21 protein-coding genes are annotated in these 24382 nt (G+C 60.7%); 5 read left to right on the forward strand and 16 right to left on the reverse strand.

From position 1 onward, the window contains the following. Positions 1-380 precede the first annotated feature (380 nt). The 7 genes from fapF to AC4PS6_RS07470 form a co-directional block, all read right to left on the reverse strand. On the reverse strand, positions 381-1688 hold the full coding sequence (gene fapF, locus AC4PS6_RS07440; RefSeq protein WP_014718742.1) for a fibril amyloid transporter FapF: 1308 nt from the start codon (positions 1686-1688) through the stop codon (positions 381-383). Positions 1689-1737: 49 nt separating this feature from the next. Then, a complete protein-coding gene (fapE, locus tag AC4PS6_RS07445) occupies positions 1738-2481 on the reverse strand; it encodes a fibril amyloid subunit FapE (RefSeq protein WP_032901657.1) in 744 nt (247 codons plus the stop codon). A gap of 37 nt (positions 2482-2518) precedes the next feature. Next, on the reverse strand, positions 2519-3199 hold the full coding sequence (gene fapD / locus AC4PS6_RS07450; protein WP_020301091.1) for a fibril amyloid maturation endopeptidase FapD: 681 nt from the start codon (positions 3197-3199) through the stop codon (positions 2519-2521). Positions 3200-3260: 61 nt separating this feature from the next. Beyond that, positions 3261-3995 (reverse strand): amyloid-like fimbrin subunit FapC, encoded by a 735-nt coding sequence (fapC, locus tag AC4PS6_RS07455; protein ID WP_003190893.1) that lies wholly within the window; start codon positions 3993-3995, stop codon positions 3261-3263. Between the two features lie 68 nt (positions 3996-4063). Beyond that, complete coding sequence (gene fapB, locus AC4PS6_RS07460) at positions 4064-4615, reverse strand: fibril amyloid subunit FapB (RefSeq protein ID WP_020301092.1); 552 nt, start codon at positions 4613-4615, stop codon at positions 4064-4066. Continuing rightward, on the reverse strand, positions 4615-5073 hold the full coding sequence (fapA, locus tag AC4PS6_RS07465) for a fibril amyloid chaperone protein FapA (protein WP_019817803.1): 459 nt from the start codon (positions 5071-5073) through the stop codon (positions 4615-4617). The genes fapB and fapA overlap by 1 nt, the downstream gene beginning before the upstream one ends. A gap of 314 nt (positions 5074-5387) precedes the next feature. Then, positions 5388-6386, reverse strand: a complete 999-nt coding sequence (locus AC4PS6_RS07470) for a FecR family protein (RefSeq protein ID WP_014718737.1) — start codon at positions 6384-6386, stop codon at positions 5388-5390. Between the two features lie 148 nt (positions 6387-6534). Here AC4PS6_RS07470 and AC4PS6_RS07475 point away from each other — a divergent pair, with 148 nt between their 5' ends. Continuing rightward, positions 6535-6804: a PepSY domain-containing protein gene (locus AC4PS6_RS07475; RefSeq protein WP_014718736.1), complete on the forward strand. Its 270-nt coding sequence runs from the start codon at positions 6535-6537 to the stop codon at positions 6802-6804. Between the two features lie 19 nt (positions 6805-6823). Here AC4PS6_RS07475 and AC4PS6_RS07480 read toward each other — a convergent pair whose 3' ends face one another. Beyond that, positions 6824-11983, reverse strand: a complete 5160-nt coding sequence (locus AC4PS6_RS07480) for a dermonecrotic toxin domain-containing protein (protein WP_336827355.1) — start codon at positions 11981-11983, stop codon at positions 6824-6826. A 170-nt stretch (positions 11984-12153) separates the two neighbouring features. Here AC4PS6_RS07480 and AC4PS6_RS07485 point away from each other — a divergent pair, with 170 nt between their 5' ends. After that, positions 12154-13191, forward strand: coding sequence for an Ldh family oxidoreductase (locus tag AC4PS6_RS07485; RefSeq protein WP_020301093.1), 1038 nt, complete (start codon positions 12154-12156; stop codon positions 13189-13191). 33 nt (positions 13192-13224) lie between these two features. Here the strand turns inward: AC4PS6_RS07485 and AC4PS6_RS07490 are convergent, their stop codons facing one another. Next, entirely contained in the window at positions 13225-13545 is a 321-nt protein-coding gene (locus AC4PS6_RS07490) for an ElaB/YgaM/YqjD family protein (RefSeq protein ID WP_336827354.1), read from the reverse strand. A gap of 164 nt (positions 13546-13709) precedes the next feature. On the opposite strand from AC4PS6_RS07490, the gene AC4PS6_RS07495 reads away from it, so the two are divergent. Continuing rightward, entirely contained in the window at positions 13710-13964 is a 255-nt protein-coding gene (locus tag AC4PS6_RS07495) for a hypothetical protein (protein ID WP_003190904.1), read from the forward strand. Here the strand turns inward: AC4PS6_RS07495 and AC4PS6_RS07500 are convergent. Further along, the gene (locus AC4PS6_RS07500; protein ID WP_020301094.1) at positions 13936-14856 is read right to left on the reverse strand and encodes a LysR family transcriptional regulator; all 921 of its coding nucleotides are present in this window, start codon (positions 14854-14856) and stop codon (positions 13936-13938) included. The two genes, AC4PS6_RS07495 and AC4PS6_RS07500, sit on opposite strands and share 29 nt — an antisense overlap. A gap of 91 nt (positions 14857-14947) precedes the next feature. On the opposite strand from AC4PS6_RS07500, the gene AC4PS6_RS07505 reads away from it, so the two are divergent. Beyond that, entirely contained in the window at positions 14948-15874 is a 927-nt protein-coding gene (locus tag AC4PS6_RS07505) for a carbon-nitrogen hydrolase family protein (protein WP_019817808.1), read from the forward strand. Between the two features lie 56 nt (positions 15875-15930). Here AC4PS6_RS07505 and AC4PS6_RS07510 read toward each other — a convergent pair whose 3' ends face one another. Continuing rightward, positions 15931-16392: an LEA/WHy family protein gene (locus AC4PS6_RS07510; protein WP_014718730.1), complete on the reverse strand. Its 462-nt coding sequence runs from the start codon at positions 16390-16392 to the stop codon at positions 15931-15933. Between the two features lie 12 nt (positions 16393-16404). Further along, a complete protein-coding gene (locus AC4PS6_RS07515; RefSeq protein WP_032901653.1) occupies positions 16405-17835 on the reverse strand; it encodes a nucleobase:cation symporter-2 family protein in 1431 nt (476 codons plus the stop codon). A 233-nt stretch (positions 17836-18068) separates the two neighbouring features. Here AC4PS6_RS07515 and AC4PS6_RS07520 point away from each other — a divergent pair, with 233 nt between their 5' ends. Continuing rightward, positions 18069-19694, forward strand: coding sequence for a methyl-accepting chemotaxis protein (locus AC4PS6_RS07520; RefSeq protein WP_032901651.1), 1626 nt, complete (start codon positions 18069-18071; stop codon positions 19692-19694). Positions 19695-20345: 651 nt separating this feature from the next. Here AC4PS6_RS07520 and AC4PS6_RS07525 read toward each other — a convergent pair. The 4 genes from AC4PS6_RS07525 to AC4PS6_RS07540 are packed head-to-tail and all read right to left on the reverse strand — an operon-like array spanning position 20346 to position 24374. Continuing rightward, the gene (locus AC4PS6_RS07525) at positions 20346-21323 is read right to left on the reverse strand and encodes a bifunctional glyoxylate/hydroxypyruvate reductase B (RefSeq protein ID WP_020301100.1); all 978 of its coding nucleotides are present in this window, start codon (positions 21321-21323) and stop codon (positions 20346-20348) included. After that, positions 21320-22612 carry an MFS transporter gene (locus AC4PS6_RS07530; RefSeq protein WP_014718725.1) on the reverse strand — a complete coding sequence of 431 codons (1293 nt, stop codon included), beginning with the start codon at positions 22610-22612 and terminating at the stop codon, positions 21320-21322. The genes AC4PS6_RS07525 and AC4PS6_RS07530 overlap by 4 nt, the downstream gene beginning before the upstream one ends. A 45-nt stretch (positions 22613-22657) precedes the next feature. Further along, on the reverse strand, positions 22658-23599 hold the full coding sequence (locus AC4PS6_RS07535; protein WP_014718724.1) for a sugar kinase: 942 nt from the start codon (positions 23597-23599) through the stop codon (positions 22658-22660). Beyond that, positions 23592-24374, reverse strand: coding sequence for a sugar phosphate isomerase/epimerase family protein (locus AC4PS6_RS07540; protein WP_072434070.1), 783 nt, complete (start codon positions 24372-24374; stop codon positions 23592-23594). The genes AC4PS6_RS07535 and AC4PS6_RS07540 overlap by 8 nt, the downstream gene beginning before the upstream one ends. Between the last annotated feature and the right edge of the window lie 8 nt (positions 24375-24382).

A 24382-nucleotide genomic window follows, 5' to 3' on the forward strand; every position in this document is an offset into this window, starting at 1 on the left:
CAGGCGCTGATTCTGTGGGCAATACAGGGCCAATGTGGGAGCTGGCTTGCCTGCGATAGCGGTGGTTCAGTTAGAGATTCAGTGACTGACACTCCGCCTTCGCGGGCAAGCCCGCTCCCACAGGTGATCTGTGCCAGGCGCTGATTCTGTGGGCAATACAGGGCCAATGTGGGAGCTGGCTTGCCTGCGAAAGCGGTAGTGCAGTCACAGATGCAGTGACTGACACTCCGCCTTCGCGGGCAAGCCCGCTCCCACAGGGGATTTGTGTCAGGCGCTGATTCTGTGGGCAATACAGGGCCAATGTGGGAGCTGGCTTGCCTGCGAAAGCGGGAGTGCAGTCACAGATGCAGTAACTGACACACCGCCCGCAGGCAAACCAATCAGAAGTAATACGGGAATTTCAGGCTGAACGTAAAGTCCGGCGCATCATCGGTCATCCCAATCGCCAGGTTCGGCACGATGGTCAGGTTATCCGAGGCGGCAATCGTCATGCCCACGTTGAAATAGCCGGCGTTGGCATCGCTGGACACCACTGATTGCCAGTCGCCGCCATCGGGCTTGAGCTTGCTCTTGCGCTGCACCAGGTCGGAAACCGAGAACGACATGCTCATCTTCTCGTTCAAGGCAAAGGCGACGCCGACCCCGAATTGGAAGCTGTCGCCCAGGCGTACCTTGCCTCCTACCTTCTGATTGACTTCGCTGCTGATGTCATCGAAAGAATCTTCAAAGTTGTGGGTGTACGACAACGAACCGAACAGCACGGCCGGGTCGAAGGTTTTGACCAGGGAGATGCCCGGCGTGACCGACCAGACCCCGTTACCCGTGGGCAGGCTTTCGGGCACGTAGAGGTTATCGTTGTTAGGTTGCTTGACCAGTTTGATGCCGAAGGGCTCTTTGCCCGTCGGGGCCTTGACGCGCACCGACACCACCGCATCGGGCAAGGTCGGGGTTTCGTCGAGGAACTTGTACGCCACGCCAAAGTTGACATCGCCGATGGTCGGGTCACGGGTCACGGAACCTTCGGAGGTGGCGGTGGCGTCGTTGCCGGCGCCGCCCGACTGGTAGGTGGACTCGCGGTACACCACCGGCACGTTCAGGTCGAACTGCCAGCGGTTGTCGACGTTGTAGCGCCCGGTAAGGTCCAGGGTCCAGCTGTCGGACTTGATCCGGTCCAGGTTGATGTTGCCCAGGAAAATAGAGTCCAGCGCCAGGAAACCATTGAGCGTCAACTGGCGCGCGTCATAACGGGCATAGGTGATGCCCGTTTCCACGCTGAACTTGCCATTGCCGAAAAAGCCGCTGGCCTCGTTGTACAGGTTGCTCACACTTTGCGCAGGGGCCGAGTCGTCCTTGAGGGCCTGGCCGTAGGAGCTGCCACCCCCGCCAGCGCCACCGGATGCCGCGGCTGCGCCCGTACCGCTAGCCGCGACAGTGTTAGCGCCGTTCTTGAAGTCGGCCGGTGATTTGGCCAGGCGCCTGGGGGCGGGCGTTGCCGGTTGGTCCTCGACCTGGCGCACACGTTGCTCCAGCACGGCCAAGGCTTTTTGCTGCACGTCGTAGCGTTGCTTGAGTTCCAGCAGTTCCTTCTTCAGGGTTTCGATGTCAGCGTCTGGCGCGGCATACAGCACGGATGCGGGCAAGAGCGTACTCAAACAAACCACCGCACGTAGCGATAACGATCGATGCATGAAATAAGCCGTCCTTTTCTAATGCGTAAGTGTCGAGGGTCAGCGTAGTTCAATAACCGAGCGTGCGTAGGCCTTTGAGTTGATCCAGGTTGCAGTTCAACGCGGCGTTGTTCAGCCCGTTATTGTTCATCACCACGTTGATCTGGGTGATGTTTCTGACAAGGTTGCTATCGCCGGTCAATACTGTGCCCTGCAGCACGTTCCCCGCGCCGATCTGTTGCAGGCTGTTGCCCTGGTTGTGATTGGCCTGGATGGCCATCTGCACGCCGCCACTGTTGGCCGATACGCTGACACGGCCCGCGGCGCTGTCCCCGGTCACTGTACCGCCCGCCACCAGCACCTGGCCGGACTGCAGGTTATTGGCGGGGCTAACCCCATTTTCGACGTTGATGCCCACATTGTTGTAGGCGGCGTTGCCATCGCCGGCGGTGCGTACACTTTGGGTCACGCCCTGGCCGCTGCCGAGGCCGGCACCCCCGACCACATTGCCGGTGCCCGTGTTGGGGCGCGTGCCGGTACCGGTCGAACCGGTGGTTTGCACGTAGAACTGTGGCGTAATGGTGGTCTTGTCGATCTGCATGTTGGCCGTGCCGGTGATGTTGCTACCTTCGGCATTGGTCCAGGTGCTGCTCATGACAATGCCAAAGCTGATGATGCGTCCCGGCATCACATAACGGCCGCGCAGCTCGGCCATTTCGGCGTCCTTGAGTTCGATGGGCTTGAACCCCGAGGACGCATAAGCAGGCATTGAGGCGGCCAGACACAAGACCGTCAGCCAACGGGAAGTGTTCATCTGCTGCTCCTGGGGCGTCCTGCCCCTTATTGCGCTTCTAGAAGAAGTCGCTCTGGATAAAACCGAAATCCATCAGCTCGGCATCGCCCACAGGCCTGAACTCATTCATCTGGCTCTTGGCGGTCAGCGGCAGGGGCGGGTCGAGCAAGACGTTGGCCTTGTCGTAACCCTCACCCAGTACGGCGAAGACAATGCCATTCCAGCCTTTGACGAAATCGTCACGGGAATAGCGCTTGTGGCCCAATACGGGGTCGCCGATGTACACCCAGTCCTTGTCGGCCCGTTGCAACACCACGAAGTGCTTGTAGCCGCGAATTTCCAGCAGCACCACCACGGGGATTTTCACGGTCAGCAGGGTCTCAGGCGCGATCTTGTAGCCCCGGGCACGCATGCCGATGCTCTCGAGGTAGCGCTTCATGTCCAGCATGGAAAAGCCCTGGGTTCGCACCAGGTCCTGGTCGGCGGTGACCAGCATGCCTTTGATGATGTGTGCTTCGTCGACGTCCAGCCAATAGGCCTGGCGCAGGATGGTGGCGAGTGCTGCGGCACCGCAGCTGAAGTCGGTTTTCTGTTCCACTAGGTTGGCGAACCGGCGCTCGCGAATGCTCTCGACCTTCTTGAAAATCACCGCACCGCCGGGCATGGCGGAAATCGCCATGGTGCCTGCCCAGGTCGTGCCGGTGAGTAACATCAGGAGGGTGAGGGTCGCGATACGCATGATCGAATGACCTGTTGGACACTGGAATAAAAAAGGGCCTTGTCGCCAAGGCCCCGTTGGATCAGAAGCGCACGCCGCTGGCGCAGACGCTGCAACCTTGGCCGATCGACAGGCTGTTGCTGCCTTGGTTGCCCGCACCCGATTGCAGGTTGACACCTACGTTGCCGGAGTTGCGGTTAACCGAGTTGTCGAGGCTTGCGTTGTTGGACACGTACTGAGGCTTGCCATAACCATGGCTGCTGGCGGCCGTGTTCAGGTAGCTGTTGTTGAGCGAGTTCTGCTCGGTGTTGGACGCTGCTGCGATGTTCTTGCCGTCAGCGGTGGTGATGGCCAGGTTGTTTTTACCCTGGTTACCCTGGCCGGCCTGGCCGTTGTAACCCACGTTGCCGGAGTTGCCGGTGATGGAACCGTCCAGGGAGGCGTTGTTTTGCGTGCCTTTGTTGACGAAGTTGTTATGCGAGCTGCCTTGGTCGACATCGATCACGGCAAACACGGTGGCGAAGTCGCCTTTGGCACTGGAAATGGCGCCGGCGTTGTCAGCCTGGTTGCCGGAACCTGATTGTGCGTTGACCCCGACATTACCGCTGTTGCTATTTACCGAGTTGTCGGCTGATGCGTTGTTCTCGGTGTTGGTGTCGTCGAATTTGTTGTGTTCGCTTTTCTGTACGTCAGTGACCACAGCGGCCACAGTACCGGTGGGTTGTGGGGTTGGATGCCAGCCACCCGCTTGAGCAGCAGCAGCCATGAGTGCGGCGAGAGCGAAAACCATTGGTTTCAGAGCCATTTGAGGTTTCATGGTGTTTCTCCTTGCTTCTAATTAGTTGGTTAAGTGTTGGTACGGTCTAACGAACGTCTACCAAGCGGTTACTTGATAGTGATGCCCAGGGTGTTAGCCACTCGGTTTCCCACCCCGGCACTCTGGTTCACCTGTGTCACTCCTCGGCTGCCGGTGAAGGCCTGGTCGCTGGTCACGACCTGGCGGCTGCCAGTGGTGGGGGTGAGCCCTGAGTCGGTTGCCAGCGTCGTCGTGTTCTGTTGCAACAGGACGCTGTCATCGATGCTCTGCGGGCCAGGGTTGAGGCTGATCCGCACAGCGTTGATGGATTGGTTATTAGCCCCGGCAGACTGGTTGATGCCCAGTACGCCGTTGCCACTGCTGAATGAGTTGCCCTGGATCGCGGCCTTGGCGTTCAGGGACGGGTCGACCTTGCCGTCGACACGCTGGATGTCGACGTTGGTGGCCTGGCCACCGAGCGCGATGGCGCGGCTGTTGGACATTTGTTGCCCCGTGCCGGCGGCCTGGTTGATCGACAGCACGCCGTCGTATTGCTGGCCGCTGTGGTTGATCACGGCGGTGTTGTCGGCCATGGCCGAGGCGCTGCCCAGCAGGGCAAGCACCAACAGGGCGCGCTTCATCACTTGCCCCCCATCATGCTGCCGAGGTTGTTGAGCGGCGCCATGCCACGCTGGATCGAGTCGCTGATCTGCCCGCCCATGCTGCTGCCGCTGCCCGCACCATGGCCTGCCGCTGCGCCAGCGCCGAGTGTCGACATGCTGTTTTGGGTGGCGCCCAGGCCCGACAGGCTGCCGTTGGGCTGCAGGGAGCGGGCGAGGCTGGAGCCACTGCTGATGCCGCCGATATCCCTGTCGCTGAGTTCGCCGGTCAAAGCGTTGTTGATCTCTTTGCTGGGGTTGGCATTGGCGGTGTTGGGGTAGGGGTCGGGCAGCGAGGTGCGCCCGTACATGTGGCCCTGCACCGTACGCCCGGTCACGATCACACCGTCACCCGCCTGGCTCGTCAGGCTGACACCTGCACTGAGCACGCAACTGATCAGCAGTACGTTTATCGACGAGGCGTGTGTGAGTGTGTTCACGGCGGCAGTCCTTATTCTTAACGCTGACCCTAAACAGCGTTGTCAGGGAAAGAGCAGAAGGCGTGCCGCTTTTTATTAGATGTGGTTATTCAAGGGGTTGGGAGAAAGTCGAGGCAAAGTGATGGCAACCCTGTTTCAGGGTTGAAACAGTCTCAAAGGCGTGAGATAGGCCCATGCTCATCTCACGCTGTCTCAGCCATGTAACACTGCCTGTGACAGAACCATGAATCCGCATACGGCGGGCGATGCAGGTGAGGGAGGTGTTTCAAAAATGGACACCTGCGGCCCAAACGTCCCGCTTCGTGCGAGCGGGCTCAGCCCTTGGGGGCTTTACGCGGAATGGAGTTGAGCACGGGGTTGCCGTCCTGGTTTTGGGTCAGGTACACCGGCAACACCTTGGGCAGGGAGGGCACGAGGTTGTTGACCTCATTGATGTTGTAGATACCGCCGACGCGAATCGCGCCGGTACTGGCGTCTGCGAGCATCACCGGCTTTTTCAGGTAGCGGTTGATCAGGGGCAAGGCGTCCGTGAGGGTCAGGTTGTCGAGCACCAGCTTGCCCTGGCGCCATGCCAGCGCGGTGTCATCGGGATTGATAGCGGCGACCTGCGGGGTCGCGTCACCCTGATGGAAACTGGCTTGCATGCCTGGGCTAAGCGGCACACTGGCATGCTCGCCGTCGCTGGAGATCTGCACCGAGCCCTCCAGTAACATCACCCGCACCTGATTTTCATATTCCCAGACATTGAATTGCGTGCCGGTCACTCGCACCTGGCCTTCGCCGGCCCGCACGATAAACGGGTGGTGGCTGTCGTGCGTGACGTTGAAGAACGCTTCGCCCTTTTTCAGGGTGACACGGCGCTGGTCCTTGTAATGGCTGTAGACCAACTCGGTGCCCAGGTTCAACTCCACTTGGCTGCCATCGCCCAGGGTGACTTTTTTCAAGCCATTGGCTGCTTCGAACCGTTCATAGGAGCTGGGCAACCAGCCCGCTTCCCAGCCGGTGAAGGCGGCAAGCGGCAATGCCGCCAGGCACACCGCTGCGGCCACCGCGTAGGTGCGCAAGCGGCTGGCTGGCTTCTTGATTGGGACCACCACCGCCTCAGGCTTGTCGCGGGGCAGGTGGTCGGCCACGTCCCAGATCTCGAGCATGGCTGCATATTCGAAGGCGTGCAGCGGATGGGCATCGTGCCACTGGGTAAAAGCCTGACGTTCGCCCGCCGTGCAATCTGCAGCATGCAGGCGCATGCACCAATGCGCGGCGGCGTCGGTGATGGCGTCATATTCGGTTTCTGAAAGGGGCTTTTCGCTCATTAACTCATCCTGATTTCCCACATTCTAACCTCCCAAGGTGGACGGCGAGAACTGCATCATGGCGATTGCACATCAATTGGAACTTATTCTTGTTTGTGTGCGCCTAAAAATTCAGGAATTAACCTGTCGTCCACTATGGAGTACGAAAATGTTGAAGAAAACCTTGATCGCCCTGTGTGCTACTTCCGCGCTGTTGAGCGCTGGCGCCGCCATGGCCGACAAGCCGGGTGCAGGCTGGATCACCATTGAGAAAGCCATCGAGGTGGCGAAAACCAAGGCCGGCTACATTGAGGTCTACGCCGCTGAAGCGGATGACAATGGCTATTGGGAAGTCAAAGGTCGCAAGTCCGATGGCATCGTGTATGAGGCGCGCATCGATGGCGCTTCCGGTAACGTGCTGCGTGACCAGAAAGACTGATGCACTCGCCGGGGGCCGTTCAGGCGCCCGGCTCCACCTGGCGGCCAAGATGGGTGATCAGGTACGTCACCGAGTCGGCGTTGGCCAGAATGGTGTCAATCCGTTTATCAGGGACTGACATGAAAATGATCCTCGCGTCCTGCAAGGTCTTGGCGCCGGTGGCCTTGAAAATTTTCTTTTCAATTGCAGAACCTGGTTTGAAGTCTTCCCACAGTTCGGTGAGGGTGTCTTGAGTCTTGAACAGCATCGTTGCAGGCGTCATCGTCGATAACGCGGTGCTGCGCAGATCCTCCAGGGTGGTTTTAAGCACTTCGGCGCCGGGCCTTTCGATATTGATCAAGTCTGGGAAGGGTCGCATGCTGTCCAGGTAGGCAATGTCCACGGTGTCGAGCTTCAAGTGCGATAATTCGTGAATCAGCGTGCTGGCCCTGGCGTGCGTCGATATGTTGAACGCTACATTCTCCAGCAGACGGTTCTGGTAGACGTCCAGATTAGGGTCGAAGAATCGGCTCAGAAGATACAGCTTGCGTTCTGTGTCAGCGGGAATCATGAATGCATAATCCGACGCCGGGTCCTGTCGGCTGGTGCCCGCGACAAAACGCATGGAGTTCGGACCGGTCAAGCTGGGGTCGGTGAGTTCATCGATGATCTCGTCGATTATTTTTGTGACTCTCAAGACCTGGTCCGGGGTCAGTGTGACGACACCAAACATTTCCCCTAAAAATCGCCCAACCCGGCTGTCAGGGTCGCGTTGTACAGCAAATTGCGCAACGTTGCGGCGGCAGTTCAGCGCGTAATAAGTCGCAAAGTTCAACGCTTCAGTGATGGCCTGGGCTTTCCAATAGGTCAACGCGCCAATATCGCGGATACCGACCGCTTCAATGTTGATGTCCCGTACCTCATTGCGCCACGTCTTGAGGTACGACTGGGCCCTGCCGAAGCGCGGCTCCTGGCCGTCCAGCTTCAGTACCCATATGCCCTGCGCATTACGGCCGATGTACGGCCCCACCTGCTCGTCGTTGGCGAGGCGCCAATGTTGTGCGGCTTTCTTGACGCTATACACCTTGCCGGCCAGCGGCACGTAGTATTTCGCGTTTTTCTGGTCTTCATACACCTGGCTGAGCGTGCTCTTTTTCAGGTCTTGCAACGCCACGTCCTGTGCCTCGAACGGTTGCAGCCGGGTGCGCGAAGGGCAGGTGACATGCCAGGTGGCGAGGGTGGTGGCTGCGGGCGGTGACTCATCTGTCAGCTCGGCCAGCGAGCGCTCCTTTTCAGTGGGTGGGGCAAGGGCGGTGCCGTCCAGCGCACTGCGCAGGGCGGCCATTTGCGCCACGCCCCTGACGAAATCCTTGAATGCAGCCTGCCACTGGTGTAGCTGCAAGGCTTCGGCCGAGCGCTTGAACAAGGTGTAGCTACGCCATACCACCAGCGGGTAGGCGAGTTTGCCGGCCATGAACTGCACCGCCGTCGGGATTTGCGTGCCGAACAAGCGGGTCGCATGATCCCACAAGGTCTTGGTGCCTTCTTCGAATTGGCTGCCCAGTACCTTGAGCAACATCAATGTGTTCTCGCTGAACAGGTAATGCAGCACATTGCCCGTCACTGCCGAAGCGGCCAGGCGGATATCGGACGGGCTATGCTGGTTGTTTTTCAGCAAATGGCGGTAAGTGGCCTGGTGCGGATCTTCCAGGTGCATAAGCACCCAGTCCTGCAGGATGCCGGGCCTTTGTATCTCATCCAGCAAGGCCGTTTCATCCGCGTATTCCTTGAACACATGCTGTTCGCTGTACGGCGCGTAGAGCACCCATGGACCCTCGCCAGGAAACTGCGGGCCGATCAGGTACACACCCAGCACCTTGGCGGTACTGGCGCCTTCGGTGGCGATCAGTTCCAGCGGTCGAATCATCGCCGTGGTCCCGCTGAGTGACGCTCGGGCCACGGTGTCCGGCATATCGAAAATCTGCTGGACCAGGCTCAAGGCTCGGGTGGAAAGCCGCTCCTGCAACCGTTGCTCGTCGGCGTGTTGCAGCGCTTGCCACGGCAACTGACGGCAAAACAGACGCCTGCGTTGGCGTGCATCATCGGTTTGCGCCTCAAGGTGGCTTCGCACCTGTTGCTGATAAGCGCTTTTGAGATCCAGCTGTCGCACCATTTGTATCACGGCACTTGCGTCCAGGGCTTGCGGTAATGGCTTTGCCGTGCGTGAACGTGGGCGGATGTGTTGAACCGTCAGATTTGGCCAGTGCCGCAACGCAAAGTCGGTCAGGTTGTCGACATTCACATCGAGCACTGCATCGGTGGGGATCAGGATGTGATCGGGGTTGAGCGCCTGGCCGGGAAAGCGCGCCTCAAGCAGCGTCATCAGCGTGGTGAAGGCATAAGCACGCAGGGGTTGGATGTCATGCAGGTAGTCATGTTCCTCGTCGGCGTTGTTGCAGTACTGCTCCAGAAGCTCAGCCTGGTGGATTTGGTCCTGGGCCGGCGCCATACCCAGCCACACCGGCAGTGCCTGCTGGTTGACCATGGCATCGGCCAGTGTGATTGCCCTGCCAAGGTTGGTGGGCGGAGGCTGTTCGATGACGGCGTCCAACCGATCCTGCAAGGCACGGGCGCGCAGGCCCATGGATTGCAGGTGATCCACGCCTTCCATGATCGCGTCGTTGTAGCTGTCTACTCGGTCATTCAACAGGTCCTGATCAATACGTTGCAGCGGGCCCTGGCGAAATGCCTGATGGGGCTCGCGCAAGCTGAACGGCAGATTTTCCAGCAGGCTCAAGCTGTTGATCGGGTGCGCCAGGCGCTGGGTGATTTCATCGCGCAGGGCGTTGATCGAGGCAAAGACTTCGTAGCCCAGGCGCGGGGTCCAGAGCAGCGCCTGGCCCGAGCGCTGCGGGTCGATACCGCCGCGCTCAGTAATCACGAACGTATTGGCCAGCGGTTGTGGCGTATCGACGGCGTTCAAGTCCAACGTCAACCCATAGGCATCCGGCAAAAATCCGTTAAGGCCATGGCGTGTCAAGCGCGACAGACTGTCGGGCTGAAGTAGCGTGTCGAGAATGGCCTGGCTTGTGGGCGCCAGGGTTTTATCCAGCGACCTCAGCTCGGCTTCGCTGCGTAACCCCACCAGCATCGAGTGGGCGTGTTTGGCGTGAGTCTTGACCAGAAACTCATGGGGTTGCTGGCGCATGGCGTGCTTGGAAAACAGCAGCAGGACGCGCTCGATGACGGTGTTGAACGTCTTGAGCGTCATGCTTGGCAATTGCACGAAGACATTGCCTTCGCCCCGCGTATAGAACTTCGTCCTGGACGAGAAGGGCACCGCAGGCGCCTCTTGGGCCAGGCGTTCAATGAAGTGCTCAAGCATGCTCAATGACTGCACTGGCGCACGCTCTTCACGCTCCTGGGCACGCGTGGCGTAGGTATTGATAAACACCTCTTCGGCTTTGACTGACTGTTGCTGCAGTTGCAGTTCAGCGTTGAGCGTGTCAGCGACGATGCTACGTAAGGTCGGGTGGTGCGCGCGCTCCATCGCCAGCGCGCGCTCCATCGCCAGCGCACGCTCAATCGCCCGCAGGTTCTGAAGCTGCAGCCGGGCGCGCTCGGCCTTGACGGTCGTAGGGCGGCCATTACCACGGGTGACCGGATGCAAGGTCCAGCGCCCGTTGGTCTCTAGTGTGGCCAGTTGATTGTCCAGCAAGGCACGTACGTCCAGGGCACTGTCGAGCAGGGCTGTGAGGTCCACTTGGCCATCGCTGCGCCGGTAGATTTCCAGGGCGTGGTTAAGGTTGTCCGTTTGCTTGCGCGCAATGTCTTGTACCAAGGTCACGAACACATTGCCGGGTATCGGCCTTGCCGCGATGGTGATCGGGTCCAGGCCGAGCAGCGTGTCGCGCTCATCCAATGAGAGGAAGTTGAGCCATTCGTCCTCGTAGCCTTCGGCCTTGAGCATGCTCAGTAACCGGTCTTTGAGGTCGTCGAGGTTTTCCAGCACCTGTAACCCGCGCGATTGGGTGTAGAGGTACGCGTGGTGCTCGGTGATCATCAAGGTGCTCGCTGGTTCAACGTAATGTTGATGAGGGGCATAAAGGCGCACCTTTTCCACGCTGAGGTTTTCGGCATGGGCGCTGCGGGCGCTTTGGTCGCTGAGGAACAGGGCCTGAAGTGCGTGGCTTTCCTCGGCGGTAATAATCTCGCCCTGGCGCTTGAGCAACACATCGAGGCGAAACTTCTGCGCCACGCCTTGAGCAAAAAAATCCACGCGCGAGGTGCCGCTGTCGATATCTTCATTCCAGTAGGTCTGCAACAGGCTTTCCAACAGCTTCGAGAAAGTACTGGAGCTTTGTTCGATCAAGGCCTCCCAACGCCGGTGATCTTCTTCCCGTTCGGAGGCAGTGAAACCAGTGGTGTCATGTTTTGGGTTCGAGTATTCGCGTATCTGCCCTTTGGGCCACCTGTGACGCACATAAAATTGCAGCAGCGCTTCGCTCAAGGTCTGCGAGTTGACCCAGCGTGGCGTTGCTTGCTCAGCTTCGCGGGTTAAGACATTGACCCGTGTGTCCCGTTGATCCAGGTGTTTGAAATGGGGGCGGGCCATGACGCTCAGCAGCGTGTCGAGCATGTCAGGCAAGGTCGGGGTTTTTTGCAGGTGGTCGAGCATGGCCTTGACGTTATCCAGCTGGCAGGCCTGGAGCATGCGTGCCTGCTCCGTCATGACTTCACCTTCGATGAGCTGAGTGGTCAACACCATGGGCGTGTCAGCGCCCAGCGCATTGCGTTGGTCCATCGACAGGTAGCTCAGCAAAGGGGCGCTCTGCAGTGGGTCTTCCAATTGCTCGATCAATTCGCTCAGCAGGGCAGCGTGGCTGTCATAGACCTGTATGCCGTTATCCGGGGTGTAGAGCAATGCCTTGGCGGCGTCGGGTGTCGGGCTGATCGCGAACGCGCCGGCAAGGGGAATGGGGGGCTTGCCGGAAATGTTGATCAGGACCTTTTCAACACGCATGGGGTGATCATGCCGGCTTGTGTCCTGCCGAGACTCGTCGGTAGCCAGGTAAAGGTTGTACAGCCAATCAAGGTCTTTGGCGGTGAGCCCCAGCGTACGTTCACGAGCGGTGGGCGAGGCTTTGCCTTGGGGTTTGAGAAACTCAGGGAAGAAATACGGGGGCGTTAAGCGAACCACAGCCTGTCTCCGGCGTGCCAGGAAAAGCACAGGGTAGGCAGGCGTCCGTGGTGCAAGGCGGTAAATATTCAGCGCTGCGCACGTTGACAACGCAGAGCGTGCGTGGTGTTTAATCGAGGGTCTGGATGTCCCATTCGTTGCCCCTTCCAATCATAAAAACGGAGCTTCAAATGTCTGCGCAGTCCCCGACAGTTGCCACCGCTTGTGCCTCGATCCGCTTCGCTGAACTGGAGGAGTTACTTCATCAGGTGTTCGTTCGGCACGGCACATCGGCGCAGGTTGCTGCGATTCTTGCGCACAACTGCGCAAGTGCCGAGCGTGACGGTGCCCACAGTCACGGTATTTTTCGCATCCCCGGTTACCTTTCGACGCTGGCCAGTGGATGGGTCAACGGCACCGCCGTCCCCAGCGTGACCGATGTGGCCTCAGGCTTTGTGCGCGTCGATGCGGGCAATGGTTTTGCCCAGCCGGCCCTGGCGGCGGCGCGCCCGTTGCTGGTGGAGAAGGCACGCAGCGCCGGCATCGCGTTGCTGGCAATCCATAACTCCCATCACTTTGCTGCGCTGTGGCCGGACGTCGAGCCGTTTGCCGAGGAGGGGCTGGTGGCACTCAGCGTGGTCAACAGCATGACCTGCGTGGTGCCCCACGGCGCGGATCGTCCGTTGTTCGGCACCAACCCCATCGCGTTTGCGGCGCCCCGGGCCGACGGTGCGCCGATTGTGTTTGACCTGGCCACCAGCGCCATCGCCCATGGCGACGTGCAAATCGCCGCGCGCAAAGGCGAGCGGTTGCCACCGGGCATGGGCGTCGATAGCCTCGGGCAGCCGACCCAGGACCCTAAAGCCATTCTGGAAGGCGGCGCACTGTTGCCATTTGGCGGGCACAAGGGTTCGGCACTGTCGATGATGGTGGAGTTGCTGGCGGCAGCGTTGACGGGCGGCAACTTCTCTTTTGAATTCGATTGGACGGACCACCCAGGCGCGCGCACGCCGTGGACAGGCCAGCTTCTGATCGTGATCGACCCGAGTAAAACCGCTGGGCAAAGCTTCGCCCAACGCAGCCAGGAGCTGGTGCGGCAGATGCATGCGGCGGGGTTGCGTCGATTGCCGGGGGACCGACGCCATCGTACGCGGGCGAAGTCGCAGGAAACCGGGATCGAACTGGACGCGCAGGCGTTGCGCGAGTTGAGGGCGCTGGCGGCGGGGTGAAACAGGCTGCGCGGGGGGCGCAGCCTGAATGGATCAGTAACGGCGACCCAGCAACAGGCCGACCACCAGGCCAAAGCCTGCGGAAATGGCCACGGTCTGCCATGGGTGGCCGCCGATGTAAGTCTCGGTGGCATCCACGACCGGCTTGCTGCGTTCACGCACATTGGACACCGATTCCAGGGCTTGCTTGAGTTTGATGGCAACCTGCTCGCGCAGGGTTTCACCTTCCTCGCCCACCAGGGATGCGCTGCTTTTGAGCAGTTTGTCCGACTCTTCGATCAACGCGCTCAGTTCGCTGAACGCTTGGTCCTTGATTTGATCTTCGACAGCTTGGGCGGCGGTTTTGCGGGCCATTGAGTGACTCCTTGCAGGTGGATGTGGCAGTGAACAATGGAGTATCGGGGGGAGGCAAAAGTTGCAGTTTTTTTCCCCATGCGCTCATCCGAGGCAAAATCCGGATCGGGAACTTTGGGCCTACAGTGTAAGATGTCACCTATTTGTGCAGCAGGTAATTCAACATGAGCTTCAATCTCGCCAACAAGACCCTCGCCGAACGCGCCGAGCTGGAAGATGAAAAGTCGCGCCTCTACGACCTGTGGCAAACCAACCTGGGCAAGGCCAAGGGCGAAGCCGCGCGCTTGTTCGGTGAGCGCGCCAAGCGCAAGGGCAAGTGGGCCGAATGGGTGCGTGCCGAACTCGACGGCATGTCGCCGCCGGAGTTTTCCAACATGGTGCGCAGTGAAGTCAACAAGCTGATGGCGGCGGCGAAGTAAAGCACGCCACAATCGCTTCGCGTACCTTGAGCAACAGCGGGTCCAACTGAGCCTGGGTGCGCCAGCCCAACTCCACCGGGTAATGCGGTAGCGCCAGCGGGCAGGGCAGCACGCGCAGGCCGGTCATTTGCGCAATGGCGTGGGCTGCATGCCCGGGAATGGTTGCCACGGCGGTGCTGCCTTGGAGCAGATACGGCAGCGCGGCAAAGTGGCTGGTGGACGCGCACACGTGGCGGCGCAGCCCGTGGGCGGCCAAACCTTCATCGGTAATGCCGATAAACCCGCCTGACGACACCAATACATGTTCCCGTGTGACAAACCCCTGCAGGTCGATAGCCTCCTGGCCCGGCGCCAGGCTATGGGGGTCTACCAGGCAACGATAGTCACCTTCCCCCAGCACCTGTCGGCTCAGCCTGCGCTCGGTAAAACCGCCGGCGGTAATGGCCAGGTCCAGCGTGCGGTCGAGCAGGGCGGCGGCGACGATCTGGCTGTAGGTCTGGCGAAAGATCACCCGTAGTTTGGGCAGGCGCAGTGCGATGGCCTCCATCAGGCTTCGGCCATAAGCAATCTCGAAGTCATCCGACAGCCCCAGCACCACCGAGCGGCCCTCGTAGTGCGAGTTTTGCGGGCTGATCATCGCCAGGCTCTGGCGGCAGCGATCCAATGCCTCACTGATCACCGGTTTCAACTGATTGGCTCGCAATGTGGGCGCCAGGCCGCGTCCGGTGCGCACGAACAAAGGGTCGCCGTACAGCTCACGCAAGCGCCGTAGGCCCGCGCTGATCGCCGACTGCGTCACACCCAGTCGCAGCGCCGCACGGCTGGCACTGGACTCGTCGTGCAGGGCTTCGAAGGTTTTGAGCAGGTTGAGGTCAACCTGGGCGATATTCATTTGGCTCATATCATTTAGCACTGAGGTGGGCTTTATTCATGATCGAGTCTGGCCAGAGAATGGGCAACCCCTATCTATCGGAGTAAGCCTGATGCCCGTATCGACTGTCGCAGCCCTGCAAATCGGCGCCTTGCCTGGCGGCAAGGCTGACACCCTGGCGCAGATCCTGGCCTATGAGGATCAAATCCAGCGCAGTGGCGCGCACTTGGTGGTCATGCCCGAGGCGTTGCTGGGCGGCTATCCCAAGGGCGAAAGCTTTGGCACGCAATTGGGTTATCGCCTGCCCGAGGGCCGGGAAGCCTTTGCACGGTATTTTGCCAATGCCATTGACGTGCCGGGGCCAGAAACCGAGGCGCTGGCCGGGATGTCGGCGCGTACCGGTGCCAGCCTGGTGCTGGGCGTGATTGAACGCAGTGGCAGTACGCTGTATTGCAGCGTGTTGTATTTCGAACCCTCGGGCGGCCTGGTGGCCAAGCATCGCAAGCTGATGCCGACCGGCACCGAGCGGCTGATCTGGGGCAAGGGCGACGGCTCGACCCTGCCGGTGATTGACACCGCGGTTGGGCGTATCGGCGGCGCGGTGTGCTGGGAAAACATGATGCCGTTGCTGCGCACCGCGATGTACGCCAAGGGCGTCCAGGTGTGGTGTGCACCCACCGTGGACGAGCGCGACATGTGGCAGGTGAGCATGCGCCATATTGCCCATGAAGGGCGTTGCTTTGTGGTCAGCGCCTGCCAGGTGCAGGCATCGCCTGAAGCCTTGGGTGTGGAGGTTGCCAACTGGCCGGTGGACCGTCCGTTGATTGCCGGCGGCAGCGTGATCGTTGGACCCATGGGCGATATTCTGGCGGGGCCGTTGGTGGGCGAAGCGGGTTTGTTGACGGCGCAGATCGATACTGATCAGTTGGTGCGGGCCCGCTACGACTACGACGTAGTGGGGCATTACGCCAGGCCGGATATTTTTGAATTGGTGGTCGACGAGCGCGCCAAGCCAGGCGTTCGCTATATCACTGACTGAACGCAATCAACCTGTGGGAGCAGGCAAGTCAGCTCCCACATGTGGTTTTCAGCCACTTACCAGGTGGCAGTGTTCGGTAAGTCCAGGGTGCCACGCTCCACAAAACGCATGGTGCCAAACAGGCCACCCGCCAATTTGCCGCGCAGCACGTAGGGCAGGTTGTTCAGGCTTTGGGTCTGGCTAAGGCCCAGGGTCTGGCGCAACACCGAAAACGCCGAAACGCTGACCGGCACCATCAGTACGGTTTCAGAAAAGCGTGGGATGCTCCCAGCCTGATCGCTGACGCCAGAAGCGAGTGGCCGGCCATTGACCTCCAGATCCAGCGCCACGCCGTTGTAGTCGATTGCCGCTTCATTGGGGTTTTGCACCCGCAGCTTCACCGCAAAGCGCACTTCCAGGTCCTGGCTTTGCAGCGGCTCGATGCCCACCACATTGATGTTCACCGGGTCGCGGTTGGGGAACAGTGCGCAGGCGCTCAAGGTCAGCAGCAACAGCGATACAACCATGAGCTTGCGCATAAAGAAATGCTCCTACTTTTGGGTAACGTCCGGGTCCTGCATGACCTTGAGGGTAGAGGACTCCGGCTCGAATTCATCTTCTTCCAGCTCTATGAACTCTTCGGGCAGGAAAATGTTCAGCAGGATTGCACAGAATGCGCCCACGGTGATCGGCGATTCGAAGATGTTGTGCAGCGCCTTGGGCAGCTCGCGCAGCACTTCCGGCACGGCGGCGACGCCCAGGCCCATGCCTAGGGAAATCGCCACGATCAGCACATTACGTCGATGCAGGCCCGCTTCAGCGAGGATCTTGATGCCGGCCACGGCCACGGTGCCGAACATGATCAGAGTCGCGCCACCCAATACGGGCTTGGGCATCAGTTGCAGTACCGCGCCGATCATCGGAAACAGCCCCAGCAGCACCAGCAGGCCAGCAATGAAGTACGCCACGTAGCGGCTGGCCACGCCGGTCAATTGGATCACGCCGTTGTTCTGGGCAAAGGTCACCATCGGCAGGCTGTTGAACGTGGCGGCCATCGCCGAGTTGAGGCCGTCGGCCAGCAGGCCGGACTTGATGCGCTTGATGTACAGCGGGCCCTTGACCGGTTGCTGGGAAATCATCGAGTTGGCGGTCAGGTCACCGGCGGCTTCCAGGGGCGAAATCAGGAAGATCACCGCCACCGGGATAAACGCCACCCAGTCGAACGAGAAACCATATTTGAACGGCACGGGCACGCTGATCAGCGGTACTTGGGGCAGGGCGGCCATGTCGACGCGGCCCAGCAGCCACGCTACTACAAAGCCCAGGGTCAAACCGATCACGATCGAACCCAGGCGCAGGAACGGGTTGTTGAAGCGGTTGAGTACCACGATGGTCAGCAGCACCAACGCCGCCAGGCCCATGTTGCCTGCGGCGCCGAGGTCGCTGGCACCATAGCCGCCGGCCATGTCGGTGACCGCCACCTTGATCAGCGACAAGCCCATCAAGGTAATGATGGTGCCGGTGACCACCGGGGTGATCAGTTTGCGCAGTTTGCCGATGAATTGGCTGAGCACCACTTCGATAAACGCCGCGAAAAAGCAGATGCCAAAGATCGTCGAGAGGATTTCATCGGTGCCGCCGCCCCGGGCCTTGACCATGAACCCGGCGCTCAAAATCACACTGATAAAAGAAAAACTGGTGCCTTGCAGGCACAACAGCCCCGAACCCACCGGCCCGAAAGTGCGCGCCTGCACAAAGGTGCCAAGCCCCGATACAAACAGCGCCATGCTCACCAGGTACGGCACTTCGCTTTCCAGCCCCAGTACGCCGCCGACGATCAGGGTGGGCGTGATGATGCCGACAAAACTTGCCAACACATGCTGCAACGCGGCAAAAATCGCGGCGGTGAAGTGCGGGCGGTCTTCGAGGCCGTACATGAGGTCGGATTTATAGCGCGGGCGGGGGGCTTGAGCGTCAGACAAAATGATGGCTCGGGTCAGAAAATGGAGGCGCAGGATGCCAGAAAGTGCCAGGCGCCTGAAGTGTAAAAAAATATTTATAAAAACCCTGCGCTAAAGCCGTGGCCCAGCCGATATCAAGCATAGGCCCACACTACAACGACAACAGTGGTGACCAAGGTCTGGGCAGCGCGTTGACGCTGACGGATCGTTTCGCGGCAAGGATGCACGCAAACACTACTTCTGAGAGCAGCCCTATGTCCCTCCGTCACCTGAATATTGCCCCTCGCGCGTTTATCGGTTTTGCCTTCATTGCGGTTCTGGTGGTGCTGCTGGGCGTGTTTGCGGTCAACCGCATGACGCAAATGCGCCAATCCTCCCAGGACATGAGCGCCAACCAACTGCCCAGCATGACCCACCTGGGCACCATCACCGAAAACGTGCTGCGCATGCGCATCCTGTCGTTTCGTGTGCTGGTCAACCGCGAGCCTGCCGCCCTGCAGGAAGCCGAGACCCGCATTGGCGTGCTGGCTGACAAGGTCAAGACCGCCCAGGCCAAATACGCCACGCTGCCTGCCGGCCCGGAGGAGGCAGCGCTGTACAAGGCCTTTGGCGTGACCCTGGACAATTACCTCAAGGCCCAGGCCGAGATGGTGGCATTGTCCAAACAGGGCAAGGTCGATGAGATGCGCGCCCTGATCAACAGCCGTATCAAGGACGGCACTGACCAGATGGGCGAGCAACTGAACAAGCTGATTGCCATCAATGCGGCCGACGCCAAGCAGGCCGACGAGGATGCCGGGCAAAGCTACGAGGGCGCGATCACTGGAGTGGTCGCGGTCTCCGTGGTGGCGGCATTGCTCACCGTGCTGCTGGCCTGGTTGCTGACCCGCAGCATCGTGACCCCGTTGCGCAAGGCCGTGGAAGTGGCTGAAACCATTGCCGCCGGCAACCTGAGCAAAACCATCGAGGACGATGGCAAGGACGAACCGGCGCGGTTGCTCAGTGCGCTGTCGACCATGCAAGCCAGCCTGCGCCAGACCATCCAGCACATCGCCGGTTCGGCCACGCAGCTCGCTTCGGCGGCGGAAGAGTTGAGCGCGGTCACCGAGGAAGCCTCCCGTGGCCTGCAACAGCAGAACAATGAAATTGACCAGGCCGCCACGGCCGTCAATGAGATGACGGCGGCAGTGGAGGAGGTGGCGCGTAACGCGGTTTCCACCTCCGAGGCGTCCGGGCAGTCCAACCAGGCCGCGCGGGAAGGCCGTGATCGGGTAATGGAAACCGTCGGCGCGATCCAGACCATGACCCAGGACGTACAGAATACCTCCGCGATGATTGAAGGCCTGGCCGCTCAGGGCCGGGATATCGGTAAGGTGCTGGATGTGATCCGTGCGATTGCCGAGCAAACCAACCTGCTGGCGCTCAACGCGGCGATTGAAGCCGCCCGTGCCGGCGAGGCCGGACGTGGCTTTGCGGTGGTCGCCGATGAAGTGCGCGCCCTGGCCCATCGCACCGCGCAGTCGACCCAGGAAATCGAGAAAATGGTCGCCGGCATCCAGAACGGTACCGGTGAGGCGGTGCAGTCCATGCAACAGAGCAACCAGCGCAGCCAGACCACCCTGGAAATGGCACGCGCAGCCGGCGCCTCACTGGAGCAGATCACGGCGTCTATCAGCCTGATCAACGAACGCAACCTGGTGATTGCCAGCGCGTCGGAAGAACAGGCCCAGGTCTCCCGCGAGGTGGACCGCAACCTGGTCAACATCCGTGACTTGGCCACCCAGTCGGCGGCGGGCGCCAACCAGACCAGCGCGGCCAGCCATGAGCTGTCGAGGTTGGCGGTGGATTTGAATGGGATGGTGGCCAGGTTCGTCGTCTAACAGCCGCCACAAAACCCTGTGGGAGCTGGCTTGCCTGCGATAGCAATCTTACAGTCAGCACATCATGGGTTGGCTTACCGCTATCGCAGCATAGGGATCTACACAACTTGGGCCGGTGCTGACCTGTGGCGAGGGCGCTTGCTCCCGTGACGGACTGACAGCCGACGCTGATCTAACTGACGCGCCGCAATCCAAATGTGGGAGCTGGCTTGCCTGCGATGGCGGCCTTACAGCCGACCAGGATGTTGGATCTGACCGCGTACATATCCGTTCCTGCGGTAACGGCTACCTATGGTTCCGCTCTTACAGCGGGTCACTTTTGGAAAGGCCCAAAAGTAACCAAAAGGCCTTCGCCCCACCACTCGGCACCTCGCCTAGGCTCGGTGTGCCCGAACGCAGGCTTGAAGTCGTGGGCCGCCGCCACGCGCCATCCATGGCGCGGGGCGGCTAACCCGGCGTCCTGCCGGGTTGCCCACGACTTCAAGCCTGCGTTCGGCCAGCGTGGTTTGACGGGGCGCTTCAGATCAAAAGCCAGATCAAGATCAAGAGCGGCTCGCTTAGCATCGTGGTTACCGTCGATCGCTTCAGAGTTGTGTAGATACCTATGGCTATCGCAGGCAAGCCAGCTCCCACCTTTGATCTTGGGCTGTGTCAGTGCCGCCATGCCCCTGGATTCACCAGGTTTACCGGCTTTTCGCCAGCCAGTGCCGCCAACAGATTCTCCACCGCACACTTGGCCATCGCCTCCCGCGTCTCATGAGTGGCCGAGCCGATATGCGGCGTGGCTACCACATTGTTCAACCGCAACAACGGCGACGCGTGATCCAGCGGCTCCTTCTCAAACACATCCAACCCCGCCGCGCGGATAGTGCGTTGCTGCAACGCCTGCACGAGCGCCGCCTCGTCCACCACCTTGCCTCGGGAGATATTGATAAAAATCGTCTCCGGCCCCATCAGCGCGAATTCCTCGGCGCCAATCAACTTCTCGGTCTCAGCGGTCAACGGCAGGGTCAGGCAGACAAAATCAGCCTCTTTGAGCAAGTCCTTGAGGCTTCGGTACTGCGCGCCAAAGCGCGCTTCAACCGCCGGCTTGGGCGAATGGCTGTGGTAGATCACCGGCATGCCGAAGCCAAAATGCCCGCGCTGGGCCAGGGCTTCGCCGATGCGGCCCATGCCGATGATGCCGAGGGTCTTGCCATGTACATCACTGCCAAAATGCGCCGGGCCGATGTTTTTGTTCCATTGCCCGGCGCGTACCATGTCGGCCAGTTCCACCACGCGCCGGGCGGTAGCCAGGATCAGCGCAAAGCCGGTGTCGGCGGTGGTTTCGGTGAGCACATCCGGGGTGTTGCTGAGCAGGATGCCGCGTTGGGTCAGGTAATCGATATCGTAGTTGTCGACGCCCACCGAGACGCTGGCTACTGCTTCCAGCTTGGGTGCCAGGTCGAGCAATCGGGCGTCCAGGCGCAGGCTTGCACCCAACAGGCCATGGGCAGTGGGCAGTGCATCGCGCAGTTTGGCCAGGCCGGTCTCATCCAGTGCATCAATCAGCGTGACCTCGGCCTGCTCATGCAGGCGGGCCATCAGCGGCGCGGACAGTTTCTTGTACAACACAACGGACTTTTTCATGAGGTCTTTACCTTCAACTCCAGGGTTGGCGCCGGCGAGCGGTCACTGGCGCCGGGCTTGAGGAAAATCGTCAGCACCACCGAAAGCAGCAGCGCGCCGCTCATCAGCAGGTACGAAGCGCCGGGCGAGCCGGTGCTGCTGTTGAGGTAACCCACCAGATACGAGCCACCGAACGAGCCCAAGGCGCCCATGCTGTTGATCAGTGCCATGGCGCCACCGGCGACGTTGGCCGGCAGGATTTCCGGGACGATGGCGAAAAACGGGCCGTAGGGTGCATACATGCAGGCCCCGGCGATCACCAGCAGGGTGTAGGACCACCAGAAGTGTTCGGCGCCCAGCACGTAGGACGCGTAGAAGGCAATCGACGCAATCAATAGCGGCGGCCAGACAAAACGCTTACGTTTCTGCAGCTTGTCCGAACCCCAGGACACCACGAGCATGCCAATCACCGCCGCCAGATAGGGCAGGGCCGAGAGCCAGCCGGCTTCGACCATGTCCATCTGCAAGCCGGCCTTGAGGATCGATGGCAGCCACAACACGAAGCCATACACGCCAATGCTCCAGCAAAAAAACTGCAGGGCGAGAATGATCACCTTGGGCGAACGGAACGCCTCGGCGTAGTTCTTCACGGCCTTGATCCCCACCTGCTCGGCGGCGAGGGCGGTTTCCAGGCTGTGCTTTTCGGCATCGCTCAGCCACTTGGCATCCTTGGGACGCTCATCGGCCAACTTCCACCAGATAAACGCCCACAACACCGCCGGCAGGCCCTCGATGATGAACATCCAGCGCCAGCTGAAATGCTGCACCAGGTAGCCCGACACCACCGACATCCACAGCATGGTCACCGGGTTGCCAAGGATCAGGAAAGTGTTGGCCCGCGAGCGTTCGGCACGGGTGAACCAGTGGCACAGGTACACCAGCATGGCCGGCATCACGGCCGCCTCGACCACCCCGAGCATGAAGCGGATGACGATCAGCATGTAGGCGTTGGACACCACGCCGGTCAGCGTCGCCAGGCCGCCCCACAGAATCAGGCTGACGAAGATCAGTTTCTTGACGCTGCGCTTTTGCGCATAGATCGCCCCCGGCACCTGGAAGAAAAAGTAGCCGAGGAAAAACAGCGCGCCGAGCAGGGAGGACATGCCCGGCGTGATCATCAGGTCCTCGGCCATCCCGGAGGCGGCGGCGAAGCCGTAGTTGGCGCGGTCCAGATAGGCCAGGCTGTAGGTGATAAACACGATAGGCATGATGTACCACCAGCGACGGGTGGCGAGTTTCACGGTTTCCATGGGGTTGCTCCTGAGCTTGTTGTAGTTGTGGCAACAGGTAATGGGTCACGCAACGGATCGAGTGGGTAATTCGGCGCGGGTCGGCAAACCCTCCATGTCGCCACGGCTCTGCACAGCGCGGCTGCCGATCCAGTTAGCGCGCTGGACCGCCTCGGGGAAGCTTGAGTTTTCCAGCAGGGCGCTGATCATGCCCACGGCAAAGCCATCGCCGGCACCCACGGTATCCACCACCTTGGCTACCGGTACGGCGGCGACAAAACCCTGGTCCATATGAGTGCGGTAATAGGCGCCCTCCGAGCCGAGTTTGATCGCCACGGCTTCGGCGCCCTGGTCGAGATAGAACGCGGCGATGTCTTGCGGGTCGTCGAAACCAGTGAGCAGGCGACCTTCGCCCAGGCCCGGCAGGACCCAGTCGGCCAAAGCGGCAAGCGCATTGATCTCGCGGATCATCTGCGCCTGGCTGGCCCACAGGGACGGGCGCAGGTTCGGGTCGAACGACACACTGCGCCCGGCCTTGCGCATTTGCGCCATCAGCTCGAACGACAGTGCGCGAGTGGCATCGGACAGTGCTGGTGGAATGCCGGTGGCGTGTAGATGGCGGGCTTGCAGCAGCGTTGGGTGGATGGCCTCGATGGACAAGTGGCTGGCCGCCGAGCCTCTGCGAAAGTACTCCACTTGAGGATCTGCGCCGGCCTCTTCCCGGGATTTGAGTTGAAAGCCGGTAGGGTGCAGCGGGTCGACGGCCACATGGCGGCAATCGAGCCCCTCTTTGGTCAGGGTATCGACCACAAAACGTCCGAGGGAATCGTTGCCCACGCGGCTCAGCCAGGCCACGTTGAACCCCAGGCGCGACAGGCCGATGGCGACGTTGCTGTCGGCGCCGGCAATGCGTTTGTGAAACTGCCCGACCTGGGCCAGGTCGCCGGTCTGTTCGGCGACAAACATCGCCATGGTTTCGCCAAACGAGAGGATATCGATCTCAGACATGGGCGTTCTCCACATGGGGTTGGCCAAGGCGGGCCAGGGTCGCAACCTGTTGTGCGGTGACCTCGATCAGGTCATCGCCCTGCAACGGAAATTCCACCGCGCGGGTAATACCTTGAGTCATGTGTTTGAGCAGTTGTTCCCACAGATGCACGTCGGTGGCGCCCGGCGGCAAGGCGACGAGCCTGCCATCGGCGCGACGGGCCACGGCCTTGCAGTGCAGGTAATCCACATGCCGACCCAGCAACCGCGCGGCGGTGAGCGCGGATTGGTCTTGCCACTGCCAGTTGCCGATGTCGAAGGTCATTTTCACCGGCAGGCCGAGACGTTCGACTTCAGTGAAAAACCGTTGCATCGGTTCAATGCGCCCACCGTGCAGGGTCTGGTCGTTTTCCACCAGCAGCTTGACCGGGTGGCGGTTGAGCAGGGCGTGCAGGCTTTCCAGGTCGTTTGTGTCGGTGAAGTAACCGAGCGAGACCTTCAGCCAGCCCGAGCCAAAGGCCTGGGCGCGGTCCAGCGTGGCGGCCAGCTCGGCATTGGGCTGGGCACGGCCGGCGACCCACAGCTCCAAGGGCGAGGAAAATACTGATTCCAGGCCTTGTTCTGCAGCGGCCAGGGCCAGCTCGGCCGGTTGCTCGGTGGTGAGCAATTCTTCGCGCCATTCAATGCGCTGGGCACCAGCGGCGCTCAGCAGCGCGACAAAACTCAATTGGCCCTGCTGGCGAACCAGGTCGGCGCCGTAGCTGGAAAGGCTGATGGAGACGGGGTATTTATGCATTGTTGTTT

The organism is Pseudomonas sp. DW-iso17 (assembly GCF_058725345.1).

Coding starts and splice junctions, on each gene's coding strand:
- AC4PS6_RS07495 (WP_003190904.1), top strand. CDS start 13,710: ATGAGCTTCAATCTCGCCAACAAGACCCTCGCCGAACGCGCCGAGCTG.
- AC4PS6_RS07485 (WP_020301093.1), top strand. CDS start 12,154: ATGTCTGCGCAGTCCCCGACAGTTGCCACCGCTTGTGCCTCGATCCGC.
- AC4PS6_RS07540 (WP_072434070.1), bottom strand. CDS start 24,374: ATGCATAAATACCCCGTCTCCATCAGCCTTTCCAGCTACGGCGCCGAC.
- AC4PS6_RS07510 (WP_014718730.1), bottom strand. CDS start 16,392: ATGCGCAAGCTCATGGTTGTATCGCTGTTGCTGCTGACCTTGAGCGCC.
- AC4PS6_RS07520 (WP_032901651.1), top strand. CDS start 18,069: ATGTCCCTCCGTCACCTGAATATTGCCCCTCGCGCGTTTATCGGTTTT.
- AC4PS6_RS07530 (WP_014718725.1), bottom strand. CDS start 22,612: ATGGAAACCGTGAAACTCGCCACCCGTCGCTGGTGGTACATCATGCCT.
- fapE (WP_032901657.1), bottom strand. CDS start 2,481: ATGAACACTTCCCGTTGGCTGACGGTCTTGTGTCTGGCCGCCTCAATG.
- AC4PS6_RS07505 (WP_019817808.1), top strand. CDS start 14,948: ATGCCCGTATCGACTGTCGCAGCCCTGCAAATCGGCGCCTTGCCTGGC.
- fapF (WP_014718742.1), bottom strand. CDS start 1,688: ATGCATCGATCGTTATCGCTACGTGCGGTGGTTTGTTTGAGTACGCTC.
- AC4PS6_RS07470 (WP_014718737.1), bottom strand. CDS start 6,386: ATGAGCGAAAAGCCCCTTTCAGAAACCGAATATGACGCCATCACCGAC.
- AC4PS6_RS07475 (WP_014718736.1), top strand. CDS start 6,535: ATGTTGAAGAAAACCTTGATCGCCCTGTGTGCTACTTCCGCGCTGTTG.
- AC4PS6_RS07535 (WP_014718724.1), bottom strand. CDS start 23,599: ATGTCTGAGATCGATATCCTCTCGTTTGGCGAAACCATGGCGATGTTT.
- AC4PS6_RS07525 (WP_020301100.1), bottom strand. CDS start 21,323: ATGAAAAAGTCCGTTGTGTTGTACAAGAAACTGTCCGCGCCGCTGATG.
- fapC (WP_003190893.1), bottom strand. CDS start 3,995: ATGAAACCTCAAATGGCTCTGAAACCAATGGTTTTCGCTCTCGCCGCA.
- fapB (WP_020301092.1), bottom strand. CDS start 4,615: ATGAAGCGCGCCCTGTTGGTGCTTGCCCTGCTGGGCAGCGCCTCGGCC.
- AC4PS6_RS07500 (WP_020301094.1), bottom strand. CDS start 14,856: ATGAATATCGCCCAGGTTGACCTCAACCTGCTCAAAACCTTCGAAGCC.
- AC4PS6_RS07490 (WP_336827354.1), bottom strand. CDS start 13,545: ATGGCCCGCAAAACCGCCGCCCAAGCTGTCGAAGATCAAATCAAGGAC.
- fapD (WP_020301091.1), bottom strand. CDS start 3,199: ATGCGTATCGCGACCCTCACCCTCCTGATGTTACTCACCGGCACGACC.